This is a genomic window from Pseudomonas sp. HLT2-19-2 (assembly GCF_054898005.1).
The window spans coordinates 3036201-3060772 of record NZ_CM142712.1; the positions used below are offsets into that span (position 1 = coordinate 3036201).

At 57.4% G+C, this 24572-nt stretch carries 18 protein-coding genes and 3 pseudogenes; 11 read left to right on the forward strand and 10 right to left on the reverse strand.

Annotated features, from left to right (window positions below; genetic code table 11):
• Positions 1-147 precede the first annotated feature (147 nt).
• The 3 genes from ACYZTU_RS14195 to ahpF all read left to right on the forward strand — a co-directional run bounded on the left by ACYZTU_RS14195 (position 148) and on the right by ahpF (position 3502).
• Complete coding sequence (locus ACYZTU_RS14195; RefSeq protein WP_461963618.1) at positions 148-1092, forward strand: site-specific integrase; 945 nt, start codon at positions 148-150, stop codon at positions 1090-1092.
• 145 nt (positions 1093-1237) lie between these two features.
• Entirely contained in the window at positions 1238-1801 is a 564-nt protein-coding gene (gene ahpC, locus ACYZTU_RS14200) for an alkyl hydroperoxide reductase subunit C (RefSeq protein ID WP_008155117.1), read from the forward strand.
• 138 nt (positions 1802-1939) lie between these two features.
• Complete coding sequence (ahpF, locus tag ACYZTU_RS14205) at positions 1940-3502, forward strand: alkyl hydroperoxide reductase subunit F (protein WP_461963620.1); 1563 nt, start codon at positions 1940-1942, stop codon at positions 3500-3502.
• Positions 3503-3611: 109 nt separating this feature from the next.
• Here ahpF and gloA read toward each other — a convergent pair whose 3' ends face one another.
• Complete coding sequence (gene gloA, locus ACYZTU_RS14210; protein ID WP_461963622.1) at positions 3612-4133, reverse strand: lactoylglutathione lyase; 522 nt, start codon at positions 4131-4133, stop codon at positions 3612-3614.
• 145 nt (positions 4134-4278) lie between these two features.
• On the opposite strand from gloA, the gene ACYZTU_RS14215 reads away from it, so the two are divergent.
• On the forward strand, positions 4279-4803 hold the full coding sequence (locus ACYZTU_RS14215) for a DUF4946 domain-containing protein (RefSeq protein ID WP_461963625.1): 525 nt from the start codon (positions 4279-4281) through the stop codon (positions 4801-4803).
• A 175-nt stretch (positions 4804-4978) separates the two neighbouring features.
• On the opposite strand, the gene ACYZTU_RS14220 is transcribed toward ACYZTU_RS14215, so the two are convergent.
• The 3 genes from ACYZTU_RS14220 to ACYZTU_RS14230 form a co-directional block, all read right to left on the reverse strand.
• Complete coding sequence (locus tag ACYZTU_RS14220) at positions 4979-5344, reverse strand: histone-like nucleoid-structuring protein, MvaT/MvaU family (protein WP_461963627.1); 366 nt, start codon at positions 5342-5344, stop codon at positions 4979-4981.
• 230 nt (positions 5345-5574) lie between these two features.
• The gene (locus ACYZTU_RS14225; protein ID WP_461963628.1) at positions 5575-7110 is read right to left on the reverse strand and encodes an EAL domain-containing protein; all 1536 of its coding nucleotides are present in this window, start codon (positions 7108-7110) and stop codon (positions 5575-5577) included.
• 112 nt (positions 7111-7222) lie between these two features.
• Entirely contained in the window at positions 7223-8089 is an 867-nt protein-coding gene (locus ACYZTU_RS14230) for a LysR family transcriptional regulator (protein WP_461963629.1), read from the reverse strand.
• 79 nt (positions 8090-8168) lie between these two features.
• Between ACYZTU_RS14230 and ACYZTU_RS14235 the strand changes: the two genes are divergently transcribed.
• Together ACYZTU_RS14235 and hppD are read left to right on the forward strand one after the other, a co-directional pair.
• On the forward strand, positions 8169-9113 hold the full coding sequence (locus ACYZTU_RS14235; protein WP_461963631.1) for a DMT family transporter: 945 nt from the start codon (positions 8169-8171) through the stop codon (positions 9111-9113).
• Between the two features lie 252 nt (positions 9114-9365).
• Entirely contained in the window at positions 9366-10442 is a 1077-nt protein-coding gene (gene hppD / locus ACYZTU_RS14240) for a 4-hydroxyphenylpyruvate dioxygenase (protein WP_461963633.1), read from the forward strand.
• A 63-nt stretch (positions 10443-10505) separates the two neighbouring features.
• On the opposite strand, the gene rarD is transcribed toward hppD, so the two are convergent.
• The 3 genes from rarD to ACYZTU_RS14255 form a co-directional block, all read right to left on the reverse strand.
• The gene (gene rarD, locus ACYZTU_RS14245) at positions 10506-11393 is read right to left on the reverse strand and encodes an EamA family transporter RarD (RefSeq protein ID WP_461963635.1); all 888 of its coding nucleotides are present in this window, start codon (positions 11391-11393) and stop codon (positions 10506-10508) included.
• A 153-nt stretch (positions 11394-11546) separates the two neighbouring features.
• Positions 11547-12554 carry an aldo/keto reductase gene (locus ACYZTU_RS14250; protein WP_461963637.1) on the reverse strand — a complete coding sequence of 336 codons (1008 nt, stop codon included), beginning with the start codon at positions 12552-12554 and terminating at the stop codon, positions 11547-11549.
• Positions 12555-12650: 96 nt separating this feature from the next.
• Positions 12651-13961, reverse strand: a complete 1311-nt coding sequence (locus tag ACYZTU_RS14255) for an MFS transporter (RefSeq protein ID WP_461963639.1) — start codon at positions 13959-13961, stop codon at positions 12651-12653.
• A gap of 169 nt (positions 13962-14130) precedes the next feature.
• Here ACYZTU_RS14255 and ACYZTU_RS14260 point away from each other — a divergent pair, with 169 nt between their 5' ends.
• From ACYZTU_RS14260 to ACYZTU_RS14275, 4 genes are all read left to right on the forward strand, one after another.
• The gene (locus tag ACYZTU_RS14260; RefSeq protein WP_461963641.1) at positions 14131-15264 is read left to right on the forward strand and encodes a sugar diacid recognition domain-containing protein; all 1134 of its coding nucleotides are present in this window, start codon (positions 14131-14133) and stop codon (positions 15262-15264) included.
• 106 nt (positions 15265-15370) lie between these two features.
• Positions 15371-16513, forward strand: a complete 1143-nt coding sequence (locus tag ACYZTU_RS14265; protein ID WP_461963642.1) for a glycerate kinase — start codon at positions 15371-15373, stop codon at positions 16511-16513.
• A gap of 332 nt (positions 16514-16845) precedes the next feature.
• The gene (locus tag ACYZTU_RS14270) at positions 16846-18471 is read left to right on the forward strand and encodes a methyl-accepting chemotaxis protein (RefSeq protein ID WP_461963644.1); all 1626 of its coding nucleotides are present in this window, start codon (positions 16846-16848) and stop codon (positions 18469-18471) included.
• A 41-nt stretch (positions 18472-18512) separates the two neighbouring features.
• Positions 18513-19700, forward strand: coding sequence for a pyridoxal phosphate-dependent aminotransferase (locus ACYZTU_RS14275; protein ID WP_461963646.1), 1188 nt, complete (start codon positions 18513-18515; stop codon positions 19698-19700).
• Between the two features lie 116 nt (positions 19701-19816).
• On the opposite strand, the pseudogene ACYZTU_RS14280 reads toward ACYZTU_RS14275, so the two are convergent.
• From ACYZTU_RS14280 to ACYZTU_RS14290, 3 pseudogenes are all read right to left on the reverse strand, one after another.
• Positions 19817-19918: pseudogene (locus tag ACYZTU_RS14280) on the reverse strand (bifunctional glyoxylate/hydroxypyruvate reductase B); the annotation flags it as partial.
• A gap of 44 nt (positions 19919-19962) precedes the next feature.
• Positions 19963-20129, reverse strand: a pseudogene (locus ACYZTU_RS14285) (sugar kinase); the annotation flags it as partial.
• 135 nt (positions 20130-20264) lie between these two features.
• Positions 20265-21297 (reverse strand): annotated as a pseudogene (locus tag ACYZTU_RS14290) (LacI family DNA-binding transcriptional regulator).
• Between the two features lie 238 nt (positions 21298-21535).
• On the opposite strand from ACYZTU_RS14290, the gene ACYZTU_RS14295 reads away from it, so the two are divergent.
• On the forward strand, positions 21536-24370 hold the full coding sequence (locus ACYZTU_RS14295; protein ID WP_461963648.1) for a hypothetical protein: 2835 nt from the start codon (positions 21536-21538) through the stop codon (positions 24368-24370).
• Positions 24371-24572 lie beyond the last annotated feature (202 nt).

Genomic DNA, 24572 nt, shown 5'->3' on the forward strand with positions numbered 1-24572 from the left:
TGCCACTGAATTACGTAGTGTACCATCCTGACGATAAAGATAAATAATGTAAGTTAGTGATGCGGGATATACTGGTATTACCCCGTGTGATAAGCGCTGTAGCGCGTTTTCACCTGCCAAAACGGTACGTTTTAGAGAGTTGAGCCGATGAGTGAGCTGGATCGTTACCTGCAGGCCGCCACGCGCGACAACACCCGTCGCAGCTATCGGGCGGCTATAGAGCATTTCGAAGTCAGTTGGGGCGGATTCCTGCCGGCGACCAGCGACAGCGTAGCGCGTTACCTCGTCGCTCACGCGGGCGTGCTGTCGATCAATACCTTGAAGTTGCGCTTGTCAGCACTGGCGCAATGGCACAACAGCCAGGGCTTTCACGACCCGACCAAGGCGCCGGTGGTGCGTCAGGTGTTCAAGGGCATTCGCGCGCTACACCCGGCTCAGGAGAAACAGGCCGAGCCATTGCAGCTTCAGCATCTCGAGCAAGTAGTCGCTTGGCTGGAGCAGGAAGCGCAAACCGCCAGGGCAGAAGGTGATCAGCCGGGACTGCTCAGGGCCAAGCGTGACACGGCGCTGATCCTGTTGGGCTTCTGGCGCGGCTTTCGTAGTGATGAGTTGTGCCGCTTGCAAATCGAGCACGTAAAAGCCGTCGCTCAGTCAGGCATCACGCTCTACTTGCCGCGAACCAAGAGCGACCGCGAAAACCTCGGCAAAACGTACCAGACACCAGCACTGCAGCGCCTGTGCCCGGTGCAGGCGTACATCGACTGGATCACTGAATCAGCGTTGGTCCGTGGACCGGTATTCCGGGGCATCGACCGTTGGGGCAACTTGAGCGAGGAGGGGCTGCACGCCAACAGCGTGATTCCGTTACTGCGCCAGGCGCTGGAGCGCGCCGGCATCCCGGCCGAGCATTACACCAGCCACTCCTTGCGGCGCGGTTTTGCCACCTGGGCCCATCAAAGCGGGTGGGACTTGAAGTCTTTGATGAGTTACGTGGGCTGGAAGGATATGAAGTCCGCCATGCGCTATGTTGAAGCCAGCCCGTTTCTCGGGATGACACCGCTCGCGGAAAAAACCATTGGCGTTGCTAAGTAAGTTTTCTTCTATTAATACGTTCGGCTAATAGCGAAAACCAATGAGCAGCATGAGCTTTGCCAATGAGCCATCCGGCCATCGAGTGGGTAGGATTCACTCCATCAACTTCTCAACCAAACTTTTCAACCCTGACGGAGAGTCATCGATGCCTATCATCAACAGCCAAGTTAAACCGTTCAAAGCTACCGCCTACAAAAATGGCGACTTCGTACAAGTGTCGGACGCTGACCTGAAAGGCAAGTGGTCTGTGGTGTTCTTCTACCCAGCCGACTTCACCTTCGTTTGCCCGACCGAACTGGAAGATCTGGCTGACAACTACGACGCATTCCAGAAGCTGGGCGTCGAAATTTACAGCGTTTCCACCGATACCCACTTTGCTCACGCTGCCTGGCACAACACTTCGCCAGCCATCGGCAAAATCCAGTACACCATGATCGGCGACCCGACTCACGCCATCTCCCGCAACTTCGACGTGCTGATCGAAGAAGCAGGTCTGGCTGACCGCGGCACCTTCGTGATCAACCCTGAAGGCCAGATCAAAATCGTCGAGCTGAACGACGGCGGTGTGGGTCGTGACGCTTCCGAACTGCTGCGCAAAATCAAGGCTGCTCAGTACGTCGCTGCTCACCCAGGCCAGGTTTGCCCAGCCAAGTGGAAAGAAGGCGAGGCCACTCTGGCTCCGTCCCTGGACCTGGTCGGCAAGATCTAAGTCTGTGAAAAAAGCATCACCAGGGCGGGTTTCCGCACCTAAGTAAGCTGCAACCGCCCTTTAAAAAACGCCCGGGCGAGATTCGCTCGGGCGTTTTTTTTCAAATCGACTTTTTACAAAATCAAGGAAATCGCCCGTATGTTGGACGCCAATCTTAAAGCCCAGTTGAAGTCATACCTGGAACGGGTCACCCAGCCAATCGAGATTATTGCATCCCTCGACGACGGTGCGAAATCCCAGGAAATGCTCGCTTTACTCAAAGACGTTGCCAGTCTTTCTACCCAAATTACCTTGCTCGACAACGGTGACGATGCGCGTAAGCCATCGTTCTCGATCAACCGCCCGGGTGCCGATATCAGCCTGCGTTTCGCCGGCATCCCGATGGGCCACGAATTCACTTCGTTGGTGCTGGCCTTGCTGCAAGTCGGTGGCCACCCTTCGAAGGCCAGCGTTGAGGTGATCGAACAGATTCGTTCGCTCAAAGGCGAGTTCAGCTTCGAGACTTACTTCTCGCTGTCCTGCCAGAACTGCCCGGACGTGGTCCAGGCGTTGAACTTGATGGCCGTGCTCAACCCGAACATCCGCCACGTCGCTATCGACGGCGCGCTGTTCCAGGCCGAAGTCGATGATCGTCAGATCATGGCCGTGCCAAGCGTTTACCTGAACGGCGTGAACTTCGGCCAGGGCCGCATGGGCCTGGAAGAAATCCTCGCCAAAATCGACACCAGCGGTATCGAGCGTCAGGCCGAGAAGATCAGCGCCAAAGAAGCGTTTGACGTGCTGGTCGTCGGTGGTGGTCCGGCCGGTGCTTCGGCCGCGATCTATGCAGCCCGCAAAGGCATTCGCACCGGTGTGGCGGCTGAACGTTTTGGTGGGCAGGTGCTGGACACCATGGCCATCGAGAACTTCATCTCCGTGCAGGAAACCGAAGGGCCAAAACTGGCTGTGGCGCTGGAAGAGCACGTCAAGCAATACGACGTCGACATCATGAACCTGCAACGCGCCGACAAGTTGGTGCCGGGCAAGAGTGGCGAGCTGCACGAAATTCACTTCGCCAGCGGCGCGACCCTAAAAGCCAAGACCGTGATCCTGGCGACCGGTGCGCGGTGGCGTGAAATGAACGTCCCGGGTGAGCAGCAATACCGCAACAAAGGCGTGGCGTATTGCCCGCACTGCGACGGTCCGCTGTTCAAAGGCAAGCGCGTGGCGGTGATTGGCGGCGGTAACTCCGGCGTCGAAGCGGCCATCGACCTGGCGGGTATCGTGTCCCACGTAACGCTGCTGGAGTTTGATGTACAGCTGCGCGCCGATGCGGTCTTGCAGCGCAAGTTACACAGCTTGCCGAACGTCACCGTTATCACCAGTGCGCAAACCACTGAGGTGATGGGCGACGGTCAGAAGGTCAACGGCCTGCGTTACAAGGATCGCCAGTCGGACGAACTGCGTAACGTCGAGCTGGAAGGGATCTTCGTACAGATCGGTCTGTTGCCCAACACAGACTGGCTCAAAGGCACCATCGAGTTGTCACCTCGCGGTGAGATCATCGTCGATGCCCGCGGTGAAACCTCGATGCCAGGTGTGTTCGCTGCCGGTGACGTGACTACCGTACCATACAAGCAAATTGTGATCGCGGTGGGCGAGGGCGCCAAAGCCTCCCTGAGCGCGTTCGATCACTTGATCCGGAGCTCGGCTCCGGCATAAAACGCCGACGCTGAGAAAACAAAACCCCATGAGCGATCATGGGGTTTTTTGTGTCTCACACTGATCGTACCCGCGCTCTGCGTGGGAATGCAGTCCGCGTCCCTTTTTTTTACATTGGAGCAGGCTGAATGATTTCAACCCAGTAAGCATCCGGGTCCTTGATGAACGCCAGGCTCTTCATGCGGCCGTCATCCAGGCGTTTCTGGAAATCGCAGCCCAGCGCTTCGAAGCGCTCGCAGGCAGCGCGGATGTCTGGCACCGAGATGCAGATGTGGCCAAAACCGCGCGGGTCAGTGTTGCCGTTGTGGTAGGCGAAATCCGCGTCGTTCTCGGTGCCGTGGTTGTGGGTCAACTCAAGAATGCCGGGGATCGACTTCATCCACTCGGTGCGAGCAGCGGCGTCGGCCGGGATCTGGCTTTTCTCAACCAGCGCCAGGAAGTACAGGCTGAACTTGGCTTCCGGGAAGTCGCGTTTTTCTACCAGCGAGAAACCCAGGATGCGCGTGTAGAAATCCAGGGACTTTGTGATGTCCTTGACCCGCAGCATGGTGTGGTTGAAGACGAACTTCTGGGTGGCGGTGTCAGGTTGGGCGGTCACGCCTGGGAAGGTGTTCAATTCGTGCAGGCTCATGGGCCCTCCGGAAAATAAGTGGGGCTAACGAATGTCGACAATGATACGCAAGGGCTCGCACATCACCAAATCCAAACCGTCGGCTATTGCCTGACAGACGGGCGAGGCTCAAACTTTACGGTTCTATCCGTGAGTATTCATCGCAATGACTCGATTCTGTAAATCGACCTCCGTCCTGTTTGGTGTGCTTTCAGTGATTGCCTGCGCTCACGCAGACGAGCCAATCGTGACCTGGCCCAACGGCTGGGAGGTCGAATCCGTCCCGAAAGATGACACCAACCCCCAGGTGGTCCGCCAGCGCGCGGTGAAAAACGATCAGGGCGGCACGCCGGTGATGGTGATGGAGTTGACCATGACTCAGGTGGAAAGCGGTCATCAGGTGGATCTGCAAGGCGTGTTGCTGGAGATGCGCAAGTCGGTGCAGAAGGACTTCTTTCAAGGCGGTTATCAAAGTGTCTGCAACAAGATTCATCCGACGACCTTGAGCCGCTTATCAGCGCTGGAAACTACCTGCACGATCACGCAGAACGGAAGGCATGTGCTCTCTCAAACATTGGTTGCCGCCGTGGATGCCGATAAGGCCTATGTTCTTTCGTACGCGGGGCAGGCAGAGGTTTATAAGGCAAGTCAGGATGAAATAGAGGCAGCTCGTAACAGCTTGAAACTTTAGTTAAGGATTTCAATGGCCGCCGGTTTCAGCGCATTCTGAAATTTTTAGATACCCAAAGGGATTAAACCCAAAGTTATTCAACAAGTAACGAGTTAATCGGCGCCAATCGTTGCATTTAGAAGGCGTCCATGAAAAAGCCCTGCATTGGCAGGGCTTTTTTTGCCACCGCGAGTGCTTAGCCGCGCAGCCAGGAATCGACGGTAGCTGCACCGTATTTTTCCTTCCAGGCTTTCAGGCCGCGGTGGTTGCCACCCTTGGTTTCAATCAGTTCACCGGTGTGCGGATTCTGATAAACCTTGACCACGCGAGCGCGGCGGGTTTTAGGCGCTGTTGCCTGTTGCAGGCCGGATTTTGCCGGGTTCGGATCGAGAATGGCGATGATGTCGCGCAGGCTCTTGCCGTAGGTTTTCATCAGCCCCTGGAGCTTTTCTTCGAATTCGATTTCTTTCTTGAGCCCGGCATCGTTCTTCAGGGATTCCAGCTGTTTAAGCTGCTCTTGAAGGGCCTTTTCAGCTGCACGAAATTCAGCGAGTCTGGACAATATCTTTACTCCAATAGTGTGTTTGGCTGATACCAACCGCAAACAAAGCTATAAGCCAAGAGCCTTGAGGCGACTCGGTGATAGTGGCTCACCTGCCAATCTTGCGCAGGCATGAAAAATTGTAGTAGTTAATTGGCCAAGAGTAAATCCTGTCTTGTTCATGTAACAACAGTAGTATTTTGATTCAAATGGGTGCGCGGTCTCCTTGTCTCGTCGCTTAGAGCCGCTAGTTAATGATGACTTAATGCGTTAATGAACTCTGCGCCGGGCATCGGCCGGCCGAACAGATAACCTTGCAGGAAGTTCACGCCGTGAGCGGTCAGATAATCACTTTGCTCCGAGGTTTCCACACCTTCGGCGACGATACCCAGATCGAGCTTGGCCGAGAGTTCGATGATGGTGTCCAGAATGTGCCGTGAGAGCGCGTCAACACCGATCATGGCGACAAAACTCTGGTCGATTTTCAGAAAGTCGACATTGAACTGACGCAAGTAACCCAGGCTTGAGTGGCCAGTGCCAAAGTCATCAATCGCGATCATCACGCCCAGCACGTGGAGCTGCTCGAACAGTTGGTGGGTAATGGCCGTCGGCTCGATGAGTTCACGCTCGGTCAACTCCAGCACCAGGCAGACGGCACCCGGTGAGAAGGCGCCGAGGAATTCGCGGCAATCATCGACCAGTTCCAGGTCCTTGCAGTGGCTGGCGGTGATGTTGATGCCGATGTGGAAAGCTCCCTCGAATGAGGATGAAACAGGCGCCAGCAGTTCGGCGGTCTGCTGCATCAACGAGCGGGTCATCGGCACGATCAACCCGGAGTGTTCGGCAAACGGAATGAACAGTTCCGGATGCACCAGACCTTCCTTTGGATGATTCCAGCGCATCAGCACCTCGGCGCCGGACCACTTTTTGCTGGCGCCATGCACCACAGGCTGAAAGTACGGAATGAACTCCGCAGCTTCCAGAGCGCGCTGCATTTCATGGCTTGGCGACGACGAGCGCTTCTGCAGGGCGTGCCCGATGGCACCTGAAGCCACACCAAAGAAGATCAGCAAACTGAACAGCGGTGGATACTCCCTGGTCATGTAACGCCAGGTTTCACCTTCGGGAAAACCGGCCGCCACCGTGAAGGCGTAACGCGAGGACGTCAATGTGCTTTGCGCCACCGGCAAGGCGGGCAGGGCACCTTCGTGGACCTTGCCATCGGCGGACAACCAATCGGGGCCGACTTGCAGTAGCAGCAATGTCTTGCGGCCGCTCAGGCGCAGCACATTACTTAGGTGGTAACCGTACAGGGTGGTCAGCGCCCCTTGGTTTCCTTCACTGAGTCGATACACCAGCAACGCGGTATTGGGCGTGACCGGGTTGCCGTTCATGAGCCACAACTTGCCCTGGGTGTAGTCGCCGGGATTGACCTTTTCCTGATAGTCGCCGAACAGCGAACTGCAATAAAGGTTGTTGTCCTGCACCAGATTGGTCGAGCGCACGAATGGACGGCGGGTGACCTGTTCGCGCAGGGCCAGTTTGACGTCGTTGCAGTTTTGCCCGGCCAGTGGCAGCAATTCGTGCGCGGCCTGAGCGGTGTTGTCGAGCATCAATTCGAATTGGCGAATGGCTTCTTCGGCGCTCTGCTCGGTGCTGTGTTTGAGTGCGCGTTCAGCCTGCATATAGAGAATGGCGAACCCCAGCAGCACCGGGAGTAATCCGCTCAGTAGAGTCACAGCCATCCTGATGCTGCGTTTGCGGCGAGATTTGACGTTCAACGGCATTTGCGAAACCTGTAACGATGAAATAGGGCTCTCAAATGCTGGCAGGACGGGACGCCTTCCAATAAGAGTTCAGGTAGAGGCCATGATAGTTGGCTCTTGGCGCGTGTGCCGCTCAGCCGTAGTTCAGACCCTCGGCCAATTTGATAAAAGCCAGCGCAGCAGGTGATGACTGGCGCTGGTCCAGCACCGCCAGACCCACCTGACGTGCGACCGGAGGCGACAGTGGTTTTTTCACGTAGCGACTGTCGTCGGGCAATGAGCCTTCAGCGACGATCGTCAGCGCATCACCTCGGCCAACAGTATCCAACGTACTCAGGAGTTGCGAGCAGCGATAACGGATGTTCGGTGTCAGCCGGGCGGCACTGAACAGTCGCGACACCAGTTCCGATGAACCGGCCTCGGTCAACACAAAGGGGTCGTTACACAAATCGCTCAAGCTCAGGCTGTCGCGAAGGGCCAGTGGATGATTGGCGGGCAGCAGCGCGACCATCTGGTCTTTGATCAGCGTAAAGGTGTCGAACCGATCCTCGGGCAACACCACGAAGCCGAGATCAATACGCCGCTCTTCCAGCCACTGGATCACCTGCCGGTCCGGGCCTTCGTCTATGTGGACCTCGATGCCCGGGTGAGCAGCGCGGTAATGCTGCAGGATCAGCGGCAATAATTTGATTGACGAGGTCGGCCCGAACGAGCCGATGCGCAACGTGCCGCGTTTCATTCCGCGAGCATCGGCCGCTTCCTGGCGCAAGGTATTGGCCAGGCCCAGCATCGCCCGGGCGCGCGGCAAAAGCTGTTGGCCGATGTCGCTGAGTTCGACCTGGGACTGATGCCGACGCAGCAGCGCCACACCCAGTTCCTGTTCCAACGACTTGAGGGCGTGAGAGACCGCGGATTGGGAAATCCCCAAGCGATTGGCTGCCGCGGTAAAACCGGAAAGCTCGGCGACCAGAGAAAAAATCTCCAATTGGGTGAGGGTCATGAGTGTTTACTCATTTTACGATGACAAGGTATTAGCCAGATGATACGTCATCTTCCCCGATATCTCGTTCTGGTAACCTATGACAACCTGTGAGCAGGGCCTGTCCAACCCTTCGGATGTGCCGGTTTATCTGAAACTGGCTGCAGTCACCATGATCTGGGGCGGCACTTTTGTTGCCGGGCGGTTTCTGTCTGATAGCCTCAGCCCCTTGTTCGCCGCCAGCCTGCGATTCTTGTTGGCCAGCGTGGCGTTACTGGTGTTTCTGCTACTGGCCCGCGTGCCTCTCGCCCGACCCAGTTCCAGGCAATGGCTGCAATTGGCGCTGCTGGGTTTTTTCGGGATCTTTTTCTACAACCTGTGCTTCTTTTATGGCCTGCAGTACATCAATGCTTCACGGGCGTCATTGATCGTGGCGTTGAACCCGGCGGTGATTGGCCTGGCATCATGGTTGTTATTCAAGGAACGCTTGAGTCGAGCAAAAGTCATCGGGATTGCGATCTGTATTGCCGGGGCGGGCCTGGTGATCGTCAGCCGTAACCCGCAATTGTTGACTGGCAATCCCGATGCCTGGATCGGCGATCTGTTGATATTCGGCTGTGTTCTGGGTTGGGGCGTTTATTCGCTGTTCTCCAAAGATCTGAATCAAACCCTGGGACCGGTGCAAACGGTGACGTACTCGATTCTGTTGGGCACGCTGATGCTGTGGGTGACCAGTGCTGTTCGCGGTGAGTTGAGTGTTGCTGCACTTGCTAGCCTCGGACCAAAGCAATGGTTGAGCCTGATGTACCTGGGCGTATTGGGTTCGGCGCTGGCCTACATTGGCTATTACGACGGCATTCGCAAAATCGGTGCGACACGATCAGGTGTGTTCATCGCCCTGAACCCGCTGACAGCGGTGATCCTCGGTGCGCTGCTGTTGGGCGAGCAGTTGACCCTGACGATGTGCCTGGGAGGAGGGCTGATCCTCGCGGGGATTTTCCTGTGCAACAAACCCCTTGCGCGAGCAGGGAAAAAGGGGATTTGATACAGAAGGCGGACAAACCTATTTACGCTGTGTAGAATCGGGTTACGCATATAAGAATAATCGTCTTCTGGCAGCAGAAGCCTCGCCCGCAAGAGCCTTGGGTCGACAATGAAGAGTTTCGGGTTTCAATTGATCTACGGTGACTTCCTCGCCCGCAGCGTGCGGGGCATCTCCTGCGCGCCGCCCGCCGGTCTCAGCATTGCTAGCAACTAACGATCCGTTAATTGATAAGAAAATGATGAGGCGCCAACCATGGCAGATTTATACGAAAACCCAATGGGCCTGATGGGCTTTGAATTCATCGAGTTCGCATCGCCGACCCCAAACACCCTGGAGCCGATCTTTGAGATCATGGGCTTTACCAAGGTCGCGACCCACCGATCCAAAGATGTGCACCTGTATCGCCAGGGCCAGATCAACCTGATCCTCAACAACGAACCTCACAGCGTCGCTTCGTACTTCGCGGCCGAGCACGGTCCGTCGGTGTGCGGTATGGCGTTCCGCGTCAAGAATGCCCAGCAGGCGTTTGCCCGAGCCCTGGAACTTGGCGCCCAGCCGATTCACATCGAAACCGGCCCGATGGAACTGAACCTGCCGGCGATCAAAGGCATCGGCGGTGCGCCGCTGTACCTGATCGACCGTTTCGGCGAAGGCAGTTCGATCTACGACATCGACTTCGTGTTCATCGAAGGCGTGGACCGTAACCCGGAAGGCGCGGGCCTGAAGATCATCGATCACCTGACCCACAACGTCTATCGCGGGCGCATGGCCTACTGGGCCAACTTCTACGAGAAGCTGTTCAACTTCCGCGAAATCCGTTACTTCGACATCAAGGGCGAATACACCGGCCTGACCTCCAAGGCCATGACCGCGCCGGACGGCATGATTCGCATCCCGTTGAACGAAGAATCGTCCAAGGGTGCCGGGCAGATCGAAGAGTTCCTGATGCAGTTCAACGGCGAAGGCATCCAGCACGTCGCGTTCCTCAGCGACAACCTGATCGACACTTGGGATCGCCTGAAGAAAATCGGCATGCGCTTCATGACCGCGCCTCCGGAAACCTATTACGAAATGCTCGAAGGCCGTTTACCAAACCACGGTGAGCCGGTCGATCAACTGCAATTGCGCGGCATTCTGCTGGACGGTTCGTCCGAGTCCGGCGACAAGCGTCTGCTGCTGCAGATATTCTCCGAAACCCTGATGGGCCCGGTGTTCTTCGAATTCATCCAGCGTAAAGGCGACGATGGTTTCGGCGAAGGCAACTTCAAGGCGTTGTTCGAATCCATCGAACGCGACCAGGTTCGTCGTGGCGTGCTCTCCACCGACTAAGCCGTTTCGGATGTAAAAAAGCCCGGTCAGCAGCAATGCTGGCCGGGCTTTTTCGTGTCGGCCCTACATCGATTTTCGTCGATGCCGGACCAGGTGTTTGAACCCTTCGAATACCAGAACAACCACCGCGAACCAAATCGGGATGTAGGTCAGCCATTCACCGGCCTTGATGCTTTCCCCCAGCAGCAACGCGACGCCCAGCAACAACACCGGCTCGACATAGCTCAACAGCCCGAACAGGCTAAACGGCAACAGCCGGCTGGCGATGATGTAAACCACCAGCGCCGAAGCACTGATCAACCCAAGTAACGGGATCAACAGCGACAGCCACGGATGTTGATCGAACACACCGAAACCCTGTTCACCGCCCTGAACGAACCAGAACGCCACCGGCAGCATCAAGGCCATGTCCACCCACAAACCACCAAGATTGTCTGTGGCCAGCCGCTTGCGCAGTATGAAGTAGAGCGGATAACCGACGACGACCAGCAAGGTCGCCCAGGAAAAACCGCCGACCTGATACAGCTCGTTGAGCACGCCGAGAGAGGCAAAAAACACGGCGATCTTTTGCAGGTAGGACAACCGCTCGCCATAAGCGATTCGCCCCGTCAGAACCATGGAAAGCGGTAACAGGAAATAGCCCAGTGACACGTCGAGGCTATAGCCGTTGAGTGGCGCCCACATGAACAGCCAGAGCTGAAGGCCAAGCAGCGTCGAAGAAACGATCAGGCCGGCGAGTAACTTGGGTTTGCCGCCCAGTAGGCTAAGGATGGCGACCGCGCGTTTCCATTCACCGGAGACCACCATAAACACGGTCATGCACGGCAGGGTCAGCAGCATCCGCCAGCCGAAAATTTCTACACCGCTCAAAGGCGTGAGCAGCGAGGTGTAGTAATACATGACGGCAAACAGCACCGAGGCTGAAACCGATAGAGCAATACCTTTAGACAAACTGTCCTCGCGAAGTTGAACGTTAAACGGGGGCGGAGGATACGTGGTTCGGTCGGAGAATGTGCCGCCAGATAAAGATCGCAGCCTTCGGCAGCTCCTACTGGGGTACACCCAATCTATGTAGGCGCTGGCGAAGCCTGCGATCTTTTGCTGTCAGCGGGCTTTACGCCCCGGCACAAAGTGACTCACATCATTAAACCCCGGCGTCGACGCATGCCCAGGCACAACCAGCGAATCAATGAACGCTTCATCCTCCGCCGTGATCTTCACCGCCTGAGCCTTAGTGTAGGCATCCCATTGTTCTTCGGTACGCGGGCCGACGATGGCTGAGGTGACAGCGCTGTTGTTCAGCACCCAGGCGATGGCGAATTCGACGATGCCCACGCCACGCCCTTGCGTGTACTGCTGGATCTGCTGAGCAATGCGCAGTGATTCGATGCGCCATTCGGTTTCCAGAATGCGTTTGTCTGCGCGGCCGGCTCGGCTATTGGCATCCGGCTTCACGTCTGGTGCGTATTTACCGCTGAGCACGCCGCGCGCCAGTGGACTGTAAGGCACCACGCCCAGGCCATAATTTTGCGCGGCGGTGATCTGCTCGGTTTCCACCTGACGGTTGACGATGTTGTACAGCGGCTGACTGATGGCAGGCCGGTCGACGCCCAGTTGATCGGCCACACGAATCACCTCGGCGATGCGCCAGCCACGGTAGTTCGACAGGCCCCAATAGCGGATTTTGCCCTGGCGGATCAAATCGCCGATGGCCGACACCGTGACCTCCAATGGCGTGTTGTGATCTTCGCGGTGCAAGTAATAGATGTCGAGATAATCAGTGCCCAGGCGTGCCAGGCTGGCGTCGATGCCATTGAATATGTGCTTGCGGCTCAAACCACTGCGGTTCGGCACTCCGTCTACCGGGCCGAAACCGACCTTGGTCGCCAGCACCCATTCGTGACGGTTACCGGCAATCGCTTCGCCGACGATCTCTTCGGAGCGGCCGTTGGTGTAAACGTCTGCGGTGTCGATGAAATTGATGCCCTGGTCCCAGGCCTTGTCGATGATCCGCAGGGAATCTTCGGTGCTGGTCTGTTCGCCGAACATCATGGTGCCCAGGGTCAGGGTGGAAACCTGTAAACCCGAATGACCCAGCGTACGATAGCTCATGACGAAATCCTTTTACCGGTGGGAAAGCCTCAATCAAATACCAGAACAATCGCACGGGGCAAACTGAAATATTGAACACCCCCGTGCCGATCAACCTTAAACCCGCAACGTCCGCGTCATACGCAACGCCAACAAGCTCCCGCACACAATCACACCCGCCAATAAATAAAGCGCCGCATCAGTCGACCCGGTGCTGTCCTTGACCCAACCCACCAGATACGGACTGAGGAAACCCGCCATCTGCCCCATGGAGTTGATCAACGCCAAACCACCCGCCGCAGCGCCGGCGCTGAGCAGCGCAGTCGGCACTGGCCAAAACATCGGCAGGCCGGTGAGGGCGCCCATGGTGGCGATGGTCAGGCCGAGGATGGCGATGGCGGGGTTGGCGGCGAAGTTCACGGCAATCAGCAGACCCACCGCGCCCATCAGCATCGGCACCACCAAGTGCCAGCGGCGTTCTTTACGCAGGTCGGCGGAGCGGCCGACCATCAACATGAACAACGCCGCCAGCAGGTACGGAATCGCACTGAGCCAGCCGATCACCAGGTTATCGCTGAAGCCCAGGTTCTTGATGATCGACGGCAGCCAGAAATTGATCGCGTAAACGCCGCTCTGGATGCAGAAGTAGATCAGGCCAAACGCCCAGATCGCCGGGTTCTTGAACACCGCCAGCAGCGAGTCGGTGGTGGTTTTCGGTTTGTTGGCCAGGTCTTCGGCGTGGTCGGCTTCCAGCACCGAGCGCTCGAACGGCGTGAGCCATTTGGCATTCGCGTAACTGTCGCTGAGCAGGAAATACGCCAGCGCGCCGAGGATGATGGTCGGGATACCTTGCAGCAGGAACATCCACTGCCAGCCGGCCAAGCCACCTTGCCCGGCGCCGAAGTGGTTGAGGATCCAGCCAGAAAAAGGGCTGCCGAGCAGGCCGGACACCGGGATCGCCGACATGAACAGCGCCATGATGCGGCCACGGCGGAAGGTCGGGAACCACTGCGAAAGGTAAAGCACAACGCCCGGGAAGAACCCGGCTTCGGCCGCGCCGGTGAACAGGCGCAGGGTGTAGAACTCGGTTGGTGTGGTGACGAACAGCAAACAGGTCGAGAGCGAACCCCAGACGATCATCATCAGCGCGATCCAGCGGCGCGGGCCGAATTTGGTCAGGGCCAGGTTGCTGGGTACGCCGCAGAGCACGTAGCCGATAAAGAAGATCCCGGCCCCGAGGCCGTACACGGTTTCGCTGAATTTCAGTGCGTCGAGCATCTGCAGCTTGGCAAATCCAACGTTCACCCGGTCGAGGTAGTTGAACAGGTAGCAGATGAAGATGAAGGGGATCAAACGCAGGGTAATGCGTTTGTAGACGGCGTTTTTCTCGTCAACGATGGCCTGGGTAGCGGCGGCGCTCTGTGACATGGTGGGCTCTCTCTTTATTATGATTTTTTGCGATGCAAAGGGTAACGTTGATCGCCCAATGAGTCTCGGCCACCCCTTGGGTCGTTGTCTTTGTGCCTGAGCACAGGGTTTGCAACCAAGGCCTGTGCGGGTGAACAATCCGCTCATCACGCTTTCAAGGATCACCGCTATGTTCGAACTCGATCACGACCTGGCCCAGGACATCGTCGACCGGGCGATGGCCATCCTGCCGTACAACGTCAACGTCATGGACAGCCAGGGGCTGATTCTCGGCAGCGGCGAACCGGAGCGCGTCAACACCCGTCATGAAGGCGCGCAACTGGTGCTGGCCAACGGGCGGGTAGTGGAGATCGACGCCCAAACAGCGATTCATCTCAAAGGTGTGCAGCCGGGCATCAACTTACCGCTATTGCTCGATCAGCGCTTGATTGGCGTGCTGGGCATCACCGGTGAACCTGAGCAATTGCGCACCTACGCCGAACTGGTGCGGATGACCGCCGAGATGCTGGTTGGCCAGCGCAATCAGCAGGCCGAACAGCAATGGCGGCGTCAGCGTTGCGACGATCTGCTGGCGTTGCTGCTGAGTCAGGCCGGGGATTCGCCGCGGCTGATCGATGAAGCGCAACAGCTTGGGCTCAAGCCGCAGATGACGCGGGTGCCCTATCTGATCGAGTTAGGAATGGAACACGGTCCGGGGCAAACCGTCGAAGCGCTCAGCGCCTGGCTGATGTCGCGCTACCCGGACAGTTGGTGTGTGAGTTCGGCCAAGTCCTCGCTGCTCTGGTGCCGGCCGGCAAGCCAGGCGATCGAAAATGATCGGCTGCTGGAGAAACTCGACGGCCTGGGCTGGAACATCCTGCGCATCGCCGTGGGTGGGCAGGCCGATGGGCTGACGGGACTGCGCCGCTGCTACCGCCGCGTCGGCGACTTGCTGGCCTATGGACGAGATGTGTTGCCGCACTCCCGTTTGCTGACGCTCACCCGTTACCGATTGCCGGTGATGCTTTGGCGGCACCGCAACGACGACGCGCTGGACGAGTTGCTCAAACCACTGCGCAAAGTGATCGCCAAGGATGGCAACGGCCAATTGCTGGCAACCCTGCGCAGTTGGTGCGATCACGACGGCCAGAGCCAGGCCTGTGCCGATGCACTGGGCATCCACCGCAACAGCCTGCGTTATCGAATGGAGCGAATTGCCGAGCTCAGTGGCGTCGACCCGCTAAGGCTGGACGGGATGCTCGCGCTTTATCTCGGTGTGCAACTTTTGCCTCAAACCGATGCGCCTCCAACGTCTGGCGCTTAAGGTTTTGTGGGAATGAACAATAATCGGCATGCCCGCTTGTGCAGCGGACCGGCGTTATTGTTCTTGCCTGCTGGCAGCATGAGGGCATTGGAACTGGAGAATTCGCATGAAAATCGTCATCGCCCCCGATTCGTTCAAGGACAGCCTGAGTGCCCAGGGTGTGGCTGATGCCATTGCCCAAGGATTGGCGGAGGTCTGGCCCGATGCAGAGCTGGTCAAATGCCCGATGGCTGACGGCGGGGAGGGGACTGTCGAGTCGATTCTGGCAGCGTGCGAGGGCGAACTGCGCCGAACCCAAGTCCGCGGGCCGCTCGGCGCAACGGTTGATGCCGCTTGGGGCTGGTTGCCCCAGAGCCACACCGCGATCATCGAAATGGCCGAAGCCAGTGGCCTGCAACTGGTTCCGCCAAGCCAGCGTGATGCATGCCTCAGCAGCACGTTCGGCACCGGCGAATTGATCCGCACCGCGCTGGACGCCGGAGCGCATCGGGTCATTCTGGCGATTGGCGGCAGCGCCACCAACGACGGCGGTGCGGGGGCGATGCACGCCTTGGGCGTGAAACTGCTGGACGCACAGGGCCAGACGCTTGCACCGGGAGGTCTGGCGCTCGCGCAATTAGCGCAAATCGACATGAGTGAAATCGACCCGCGTCTGGCCAAGGTGCGATTCGACATCGCCGCCGACGTCAACAATCCACTGTGCGGCCCTCACGGTGCCTCAGCGATTTTCGGCCCGCAGAAAGGCGCGTCGCCCGAGCAAGTCCAGCAACTGGATACCGCGCTCGGGCACTTTGCCGAACGGTGCGCTCAGGTACTGAGCAACGACGTACGTGACGAACCGGGCAGCGGTGCGGCTGGCGGCTTGGGGTTTGCGGCCAAGGCGTTTCTGGGAGCGCAGTTCAAGGCCGGCGTCGAAGTGGTCGCTGAACTGGTCGGCCTCGACGATGCGGTCAAGGGCGCCGATTTGGTGATCACCGGAGAAGGCCGTTTCGATGCGCAGACACTACGGGGTAAGACACCGTTTGGTGTGGCGCGTATCGCTCGGCAGCATGGCGTACCGGTGATCGTCATCGCCGGGACACTGGGTGAGGGTTATCAGGCACTGTACGAACATGGCATTGATGCTGCGTTTGCCTTGGCCAGTGGGCCGATGACGCTGGAGCAGGCGTGTGCCGAGGCGCCGCGTTTGTTGCGGGAGCGGGCCAGTGATGTTGCGCGGGTTTGGCGGGTGGCTGTTCGTAAAACCTGAACCACGACACGTTCCTTTGTAGCAGCTGCCGAAGGCTGCGTTCGCCTGCGCAGCAATTGTTGAGGGTAAACAGCGCGACCGCTTCGCGGCCGAACGCAGGCTTCGCCAGCTGCTACAGAAGTCACGGGTGTTTCATTGTAGGAACACCTGTACCTCCGTGAAATTTATTTCTCCAATCCCCGCAAAAATCCTCAACCCCAGCCGATACAGATAACAGGCCCACACAAACCAATTCCAACAGTGGCGCCAAGCTGAAAACGCGCGCGCCAACGCCCGTCATTCAGTGATCACGGCAAGGATGCTCGCAGCCTCAATCACCCGAGAATCATCCTATGTCACTGCGTAATCTGAATATCGCGCCTCGAGCCTTCCTGGGTTTTGCCTTCATTGCCTTGCTCGTCATCGTGCTGGGAGTGTTTGCCGTGAACCGCATGTCGACCATCCGCCAAGCCTCCATCGACATGGCAACCACGCAGCTGCCCAGCATCGTGTTTCTCGGCAACCTGACAGAAAACATCCTGCGCCTGCGCATTCTTTCTTTCAGGGTGTTGGTCAACCGTGATCCGAACGCGTTGCAGGAAGCGCAGACGCGCATCGGCGTGCTGGTCGACAAGGTTCGCAGCGCACAAGCCAGTTATGCAGCGTTGCCGGCCACCCCGGAAGAAGCCGCGCTGTACGAGACGTTCACGACAACACTGGACAGCTATATGCAAGACCAGAATCAGATGCTGGAGCTGTCGCGGCAGAACAAACTCGATGAGATGCGCACGCTGATTAACACCCGGATCAAGGACGGTACGGACCAGATGGGCGAGCAGTTGAACAAACTGGTAGCGTTCAACAACACCTATGCGAAAACCGCCTCGGCCGAAGCGGGAGAGCACTACAGCAACGCCGTGACCGGCATCATCGCAGTGGCGGTGATTGCGGCGCTGATGACCGTGCTGCTGGCCTGGCTGTTGACCCGCAGCATCGTCACGCCGCTCAACCGTGCGCTCCAGGCGGCCGAGACCATTGCGGGCGGCAACCTGACTAAAATTATCGACATCGACGGCAAGGACGAACCGGCCCGTTTGCTCGGTGCCTTGTCCACGATGCAAACCAACCTGCGCAAAACCATCGAACAGATCGCCGGTTCCGCCACCCAGCTGGGTGCCGCCGCTGAAGAACTCAGCGCGGTCACCCAACAAGCCTCCCGCGGTCTGCAACAGCAGAACAACGAAATCGAACAGGCCGCCACTGCCGTCAACGAAATGACCGCCGCCGTGGAAGAAGTGGCACGCAACGCGGTGTCGACGTCCGAAGCCTCGAACCAGTCGACCCAGGCGGCCCGTGAAGGGCGCGACCGTGTGGTGGAAACCGTCGGCGCGATCCAGACCATGACCCACGATGTGCAAAACACCTCAGTGATGATCGAAGGCCTGGCCGCTCAGGGGCGTGACATCGGCAAGGTGCTGGACGTGATCCGCGCCATCGCCGAACAGACCAACCTGTTGGCACTGAACGCCGCGATCGAAGCCGCCCGTGCCGGTGAAGCCGGGCGTGGTTTTGCGGTGGTGGCGGACGAGGTCCGGGCGCTGGCCCATCGCACCGCGCAATCGACCCAGGAAATCGAAAAAATGGTCGCGGGCATCCAGAACGGCACCGGCGAAGCGGTTTCGTCGATGCAACAAAGCAATCAACGCACCCAAAGCACCCTTGAAATGGCCCGCGCCGCGGGTGTCGCGCTGGAGCAGATCACCCAGTCGATCCAATTGATCAACGAACGCAACCTGGTGATCGCCAGCGCGTCCGAAGAACAGGCCCAGGTTTCCCGTGAAGTCGACCGCAATTTGGTAAACATCCGCGACCTGGCCACCCAGTCCGCCGCTGGCGCCAACCAGACCAGCGCCGCCACTCACGAACTGTCGCGCCTGGCCGTGGATTTAAATGCCATGGTGGCGCGTTTCGTGATTTGAGATAGGGTTTAGGCTTGGAACCCGCGCGACTGGAGAAATGCATGCGCTACTCAGCCTTGACCAAACGAATCGCCGGTGACGGCGCTGCGGCCTGGCAGATTCATGACCGAGCACTGGAATTACGTGAGCAGGGCATTGATGTGCTGCTGCTATCGATCGGCGATCCCGACTTCGATACGCCGCAGCCCATCATTCAGGCGTGCATCGACAGCTTGCTGGCCGGCGATACCCACTACCCGGCAGTACGCGGCAGTCAGGGATTGCGCAACAGCATCGCCACCCGTCATCGACGCCGCAGCGGTCAAGTCGTGGATGCCGACCATGTGATCGTGCTGCCGGGCGCACAATGTGCGGTGTATTCGGTGGTGCAATGCCTGCTCGATCCGGGCGATGAAGTGATCGTCGCCGAACCGATGTACGTGACCTATGAAGGCGTATTCGGTGCCTGTGGCGCCAAGGTGGTGCCGGTGGCGGTGCGTCCCGAGAACGGCTTTCGGGTTGATCCGGCGGATGTCGCGGCGCTGATCACGCCTAAAACACGCGCCATTTTGCTCAACAGTCCGAACAATCCTTCCGGTGCCAGTTTGCCGCTGATGATCTGGCAGGAGCTGGCGTCGCTCTGTGTTCGTCACGACCTGTGGCTGATCAGCGACGAGGTTTACAGCGATCTGTTGTACGAAGGCGAGCACATCAGCCCGGCGAGCCTGCCGGGCATGGCCGAGCGCACTGCGACTATCAATAGCCTGTCCAAATCCCACGCCATGAGCGGTTGGCGAGTGGGCTGGGTGATCGGCCCGAAACCCTTGAATGACCACTTGGAGCATCTCTCGTTGTGCATGCTGTTTGGCATTCCGGATTTTATTCAGAATGCTGCGCAATTGGCGCTGGATGAGGACTTGCCGGAAGTGGCGCTGATGCGCGAGGAGTATCGCCAGCGTCGCGACCTTGTGTGCGCGAGTCTGCGCGATTGCCCGGGCATCCGACCGATTCGACCTGACGGCGGGATGTTCGTGATGGTCGATGTGCGCCAGACCGGGTTGTGTGCCCAGAGTTTTGCCGAGCGGCTGCTGGAAGGTTACGGCGTGTCGGTGCTGGCCGGTGAAGCGTTTGGGCCGAGTGCGGCGGGGCATATTCGATTGGGGTTGGTGGTGGATCAACTGAAGCTGGCGGATGCGTGCCAGCGGATTGCGTTGTGTGCGGCGGACCTTCTGGAAGCGCGCCGGGCCTGAAGAATTTACGTCGTTTGTGCAGGCCTCATTGCGAGCAAGCTCGCTCCCACAGGGGATCTGTGAACGTCGCAGATCCAGTGTGAGCGAGCTTGCTCGCGATGGCTGGCTGGCCCAAACCCGGCGTCTAGCTTCAGGGGGGCCTCGCGCAGCGTTGCCAGGCCTTCGGCATTGAGGTTGTCGATCAGCGTTACCTCGGTCTGCTCATGAAGGCGAGCCATCAGCAGCGGCGAGAGTTTCTTGTACAACACAACCAGCTTTTTTCAACGGCAAATCCATCGCCGGCACCGACCGGACTACCGTTTCCACCAGCACGCCCGCCACGAAACCCTGGTCCAGATGGGTGCGGTAATACGCACCGTGAGGACCAAGCTTGATCGCCACGGCTTCAGCGCTCAAGTCGAGATAGAACGCCGCGATGTCGGCGGGGTCAGCGCTCTGTTCGGCGACAAACATCGCCATGGTTTCACCGAACGACAGAATATCGATCTCAGACATGAGCGCTCTCCAAGCGGGATTGGCCTCTGAAACCGGTTTCATTTTTGTTCAAACAAAGGGGCGGTTGGATTACGTGACGATTTTCGTCGACCCGCGCACAATCAACCGCGCCGAAAAATCCAGTGTCCGCACCGGCCCGACATCCCCACGCAAGCGCTTGAGCAAACACTCGAACGCACTCGCGCCAATCTCGGCCGTCGGTTGGGCGAGGGCGGTAATCCCGCTCCCCACCAGCGAATACCAATCCAGATCATCCAGAGCAATCAGGCCAACGTCCTCGAACAGGTTGCACTTCAGCTCACGCAACGAATGGGTGCTGGCCAACGCAGCGATTCCGTTTGCGCAGAACAGCGCTTTCGGACCAGGGCCGGGCGTTTCGAGGAAGGTTTTCAACTGGGAGGTGAGTTCGCTGCCGGTTTCGATGAGGCTGCCGCGCAGGGTCGGACGCTGCTCAATTTGCGCCTTTTAAACTGCTGATCCGCTCGATCCGCTCGATCCGCGAACTGGTGCCGTCATAGGGTTCGGTGACCAGCAACACGTCGCGATAGCCGCGCTCTTCAAGGTGCGCGAGGGCGATCTCGACCGTTGCCGGATTGTCCAGTCCGACCAAATCACTTTCGAGTTGATCGACCTTGCGATCCACCAACACCAGCGGCATTTCCCGATGCAGTTCTCGCAATTCGTCGCGGTGATGACCGAGGGTATTCACGATCAAGCCTTCGATGTTGTACGAGCGCTGCAAGGCCAGATGCTGACGCTCCTGCTCATCATCGCGATCGGTATTGCACACCACCAGGCTGTAACCGTGCTGACGGCAGGCGGTTTCCACCCCGTGCATCACGGCAATCGAATAAGGGTTACGGATATCGGCCACCAGCATGCCGATCAGGCGAGTGCGGCCGCGTTTCAGGTCGCGGGCCATCTGGTTTGGGCGGTAGCCGAGGTCGGCGATTGCCTGCTCGATACGCAGGGCGATGACATCGGAAAGCAGGGCGCGGTCATCACCGATGAAGCGCGAGACGCTGGCCTTGGAGACGCCAGCGTGTTCGGCGACATCGAGCATGGTCACGCGGCGGCGCTGGGCGGCGGAGAAATCGTTCACGGAGTTAGTCTTTTTATTGTCTGAAACCGGTTTCAGACGACACCAGTTGCTTTGGTTGCGTCAAGTGAAAATGTTTCCGGCCACAGGCTAAAAACAGAATGTATCCGACAGGCGGTAGTCAAACCTGTCAGATCTGACAGTAGGAAACTTCAGCGTTAAAGCGCCTAATTTCCTCAACTGAACTGCGAACAAACACGCTTAAATCTTTCGATGTTCCGTATTAGTCGGTGATAGAGAAATGACCTCGATGCCTTTTGATCAGCTACGTAACGGAGCCATAGGACCACTGGCACTGCCGCTTTCAGTGGAGGACGTCGATGATAGTGACCCGGCAGGACATGTCTCCCGCGAGATTCTTCTGAAGGGCACTCGTATCGTCATTCCTTATTGGATCGACCCGGTGCCCAATGATGAACTCTGGGTGATGTTGCGTCAGAACGGCGTGGATAAGAGGCTTTACACAGTTTTTTATCCAAGTCCACTAAACGTTACTTTTTTATATTTCGATTTGACGTCACAACACTTGGCAACTGACGGCATCGCATTCGTGCATTACAAAATCTGGAAGGGATCGGGTGGGACTGATGACCCCTCGCCCGCAAGACAACTGACCATCGATCACACGCCACTTTTAGTATTGTTAGAACCTTGGTTTCGGCATGCCACACTTTGGGGATATCTGAACAACAATACGAAACCTCCTTTGACAAGTGGCGCCACTGTTGTCATTCCTGCTTTCACGAACGTTGCGGTGCCCGGAGACGTTGCAAAAGTTCACTGGCGGGGATACTCGTCCCTGAACGGTAGTGGGCCAGAAGTGCCTGGAATTTATGGTTTCTGGGATAAGCCTCTCTCCGCTGCCGATATAACGAAGGGATTTGATCATGTTGTGCCGTACCAACCCCACATAAGCCAATTATTTGATAGTGACTCTGCGATCGTTATCTGCCAATTATTCCGGGGCGGTCGCCTTATTGCAGAATCAAAAAAAGTTTTAGTGAAAATCGACCAAGTAACACCTGGTGAAAGTGGCCCGTCCGGGCTCAATGAAGGAGAGCGAGAAATGACTGTTCAAGAAAAGTTGACATTTAAAGCCAGAGCTAACCCGCCGCAGTTTGGTGCGAGTGTTAATGGTATTTATACAACAGCAATTTCGGTGGATACGATAGCTGACGACTTTATTCCTAAGAGTCAACTGGACACCGGGAAAGTCATTATCAAGTTGGCTGCCTTTGCAGAGCCACTCGACGGTGATGATTGTGATATTTGGGCTGCCGTTGAGGGGCAACCGCTTAAGCAAATAGGTTACAAGGTGCTTGGCCCGGTCGCCGGTCGTCCCGCCCCTTTCTCGATTGAACTGGACAAAGCGCTTTTACCGGACTTGGATCAGCCTGCTGGTCCTACTGCGTACATAGTGAAAGTCTTTGTCTACCGGGACGGTGCGGGTAACGACGACCCTTCGAATGAAGTACGGGTTGTCATTGACGAAAACCCGCCGTTCGGGCTCAAGTTTCCGACGAAAAGACTGACCCCGCCAACGCCCACACCCACTTTCACCAATGCGCCGGGCGATCCGCAAAGGACCGTCAACGAAGCCTGGATGCAGTTGCCCGCGAATGTGAACGCGGAGCTGGTGTTTGGCGTTGGTTATGTGAATCGTCGTCCAGATGATGAGCTGGAGCTCCACCTGGTTTCGGGTGGTGTGGATATCATGGCGTTTAAAGGCACGGTACCGGTTGGCGCAGTTTCGGTGCCCAACACTACACTGCGCAAACTCCCGAACGGCCGGGTTTTGGCACATTTTCTCTGGAAAGACCATGTTGGAAACCTAAGCGCAAGCTCCACTCCCGCACCCCTCCTGACTCTAGGTCTTGCATTGGATCCGGTTTTGCATAAAGCACCGCGGGTGCCGGCGACTGACCCCGATCCCACCACCACCAGGATTTATCTGGATAACTTCCTTGCAACAGGCAACATACAGGCGATCGTCGAACGAAAATTCATTGATAACCTGGAACCGGGCGATCAGGTAAAGATATACGTCGAAGATGCTACGGACCCTACGAATTTCAAAGCGCTTGGTCCTGTCTCTATCACTAACGCGGATGTACCGTTCACACTTGACTATAAGGGCTTCTTTGAAGATCTCTTTGGCGCTTATGAAGAAGCCACGGAGTTTAAAATATGGTCTGAAGTTGTTCGAGGAGCCCATACATTTGCGTCCCCGGAATTGTTCTTCTGGGCGAATTTGTACCCGCCTGGAGGGGTATTTCCGGAGTTGCCTGGCGATGTAAACCCGGCCTTTGCCTTGCCTGTAGTCACCGGTGCCTCCAATACACCGAATGACTTACAACCGGGAGATCGCGACAAACAGGGAAAAATCGAAGTGACGTTGGCACTTACAGATCCGCCGCTTGATTCGACTGAAACGGCCAAGTTCTACCTGAACGACAAACATGTAGGAGACGTTTCACCCTTCACTGACATGACAACGTTTAGTCATGTCATCACCGCTGCGGACATTGCTGCGCTGCCGACACCGAGCGTACTTGCCTACTGGACACGCCAGAAGACGGGCATTGACAAGAACGTCATCAAGTCCAGCCCACGAACTGTACTAGTCAGTGGCGTGAAAATCGATTTGCTCGTGCCGACCATCCGGATCCGCAACCCTTTAAAAGATCAGATGGATTGCTACGCAATGACTAATGCGGCGACTGACTGGAAGGTGGCGATCGGTATTCCCAAGGATGCCGTCAATCTGCCGCAGGGTACCGTTATCACCGTGCACTTTGAAGCGTACAGCGATGAAGCGGGAAGTAATTTGATCCCGGGTACGGCGGATTCCAAGCCGTATACCATCCTGGCCCCCGGCACGCCCGATGTCGCAGGTGTTGGCAGTGCAGTAATCTTCAAGCTTGCACAACCTAGACGGAGCGCAGCGGCTTGGGCCAAGTATTGGTACACGGCAAATATCGGGGGCGTTCAAACTTCGATTCCGATCATCAAAAAACTGGACACAATTACTTCAAGTGCCGAGTACTGCGACCGAACTTCTGTTCCGGCCACATGATGGTTGAGTCGTAAGGGAAGTATATCGCGGGAGAGATTTTTCTCTCCCGCGTATTTATTAGTCTCTGACGGTTGACGGTTATATATCCTTTCCAGTTTTCAGATAAATCCTACTGAACCGAGGACTATTCCTACATCTTGCTGAGAGATTGCTGATTAGTCTGTCGGACGTTTTCTTGGGGCGATTTTTCCTGTTTACCAGA

Excerpts from the sequence above, each read along its gene's own strand:
- ACYZTU_RS14195 (WP_461963618.1), top strand. The coding sequence starts at position 148 with ATGAGTGAGCTGGATCGTTACCTGCAGGCCGCCACGCGCGACAACACC.
- ahpC (WP_008155117.1), top strand. The coding sequence starts at position 1,238 with ATGCCTATCATCAACAGCCAAGTTAAACCGTTCAAAGCTACCGCCTAC.
- ahpF (WP_461963620.1), top strand. The coding sequence starts at position 1,940 with ATGTTGGACGCCAATCTTAAAGCCCAGTTGAAGTCATACCTGGAACGG.
- gloA (WP_461963622.1), bottom strand. The coding sequence starts at position 4,133 with ATGAGCCTGCACGAATTGAACACCTTCCCAGGCGTGACCGCCCAACCT.
- ACYZTU_RS14215 (WP_461963625.1), top strand. The coding sequence starts at position 4,279 with ATGACTCGATTCTGTAAATCGACCTCCGTCCTGTTTGGTGTGCTTTCA.
- ACYZTU_RS14225 (WP_461963628.1), bottom strand. The coding sequence starts at position 7,110 with ATGCCGTTGAACGTCAAATCTCGCCGCAAACGCAGCATCAGGATGGCT.
- ACYZTU_RS14230 (WP_461963629.1), bottom strand. The coding sequence starts at position 8,089 with ATGACCCTCACCCAATTGGAGATTTTTTCTCTGGTCGCCGAGCTTTCC.
- ACYZTU_RS14235 (WP_461963631.1), top strand. The coding sequence starts at position 8,169 with ATGACAACCTGTGAGCAGGGCCTGTCCAACCCTTCGGATGTGCCGGTT.
- hppD (WP_461963633.1), top strand. The coding sequence starts at position 9,366 with ATGGCAGATTTATACGAAAACCCAATGGGCCTGATGGGCTTTGAATTC.
- ACYZTU_RS14250 (WP_461963637.1), bottom strand. The coding sequence starts at position 12,554 with ATGAGCTATCGTACGCTGGGTCATTCGGGTTTACAGGTTTCCACCCTG.
- ACYZTU_RS14255 (WP_461963639.1), bottom strand. The coding sequence starts at position 13,961 with ATGTCACAGAGCGCCGCCGCTACCCAGGCCATCGTTGACGAGAAAAAC.
- ACYZTU_RS14260 (WP_461963641.1), top strand. The coding sequence starts at position 14,131 with ATGTTCGAACTCGATCACGACCTGGCCCAGGACATCGTCGACCGGGCG.
- ACYZTU_RS14265 (WP_461963642.1), top strand. The coding sequence starts at position 15,371 with ATGAAAATCGTCATCGCCCCCGATTCGTTCAAGGACAGCCTGAGTGCC.
- ACYZTU_RS14270 (WP_461963644.1), top strand. The coding sequence starts at position 16,846 with ATGTCACTGCGTAATCTGAATATCGCGCCTCGAGCCTTCCTGGGTTTT.
- ACYZTU_RS14275 (WP_461963646.1), top strand. The coding sequence starts at position 18,513 with ATGCGCTACTCAGCCTTGACCAAACGAATCGCCGGTGACGGCGCTGCG.
- ACYZTU_RS14295 (WP_461963648.1), top strand. The coding sequence starts at position 21,536 with ATGACCTCGATGCCTTTTGATCAGCTACGTAACGGAGCCATAGGACCA.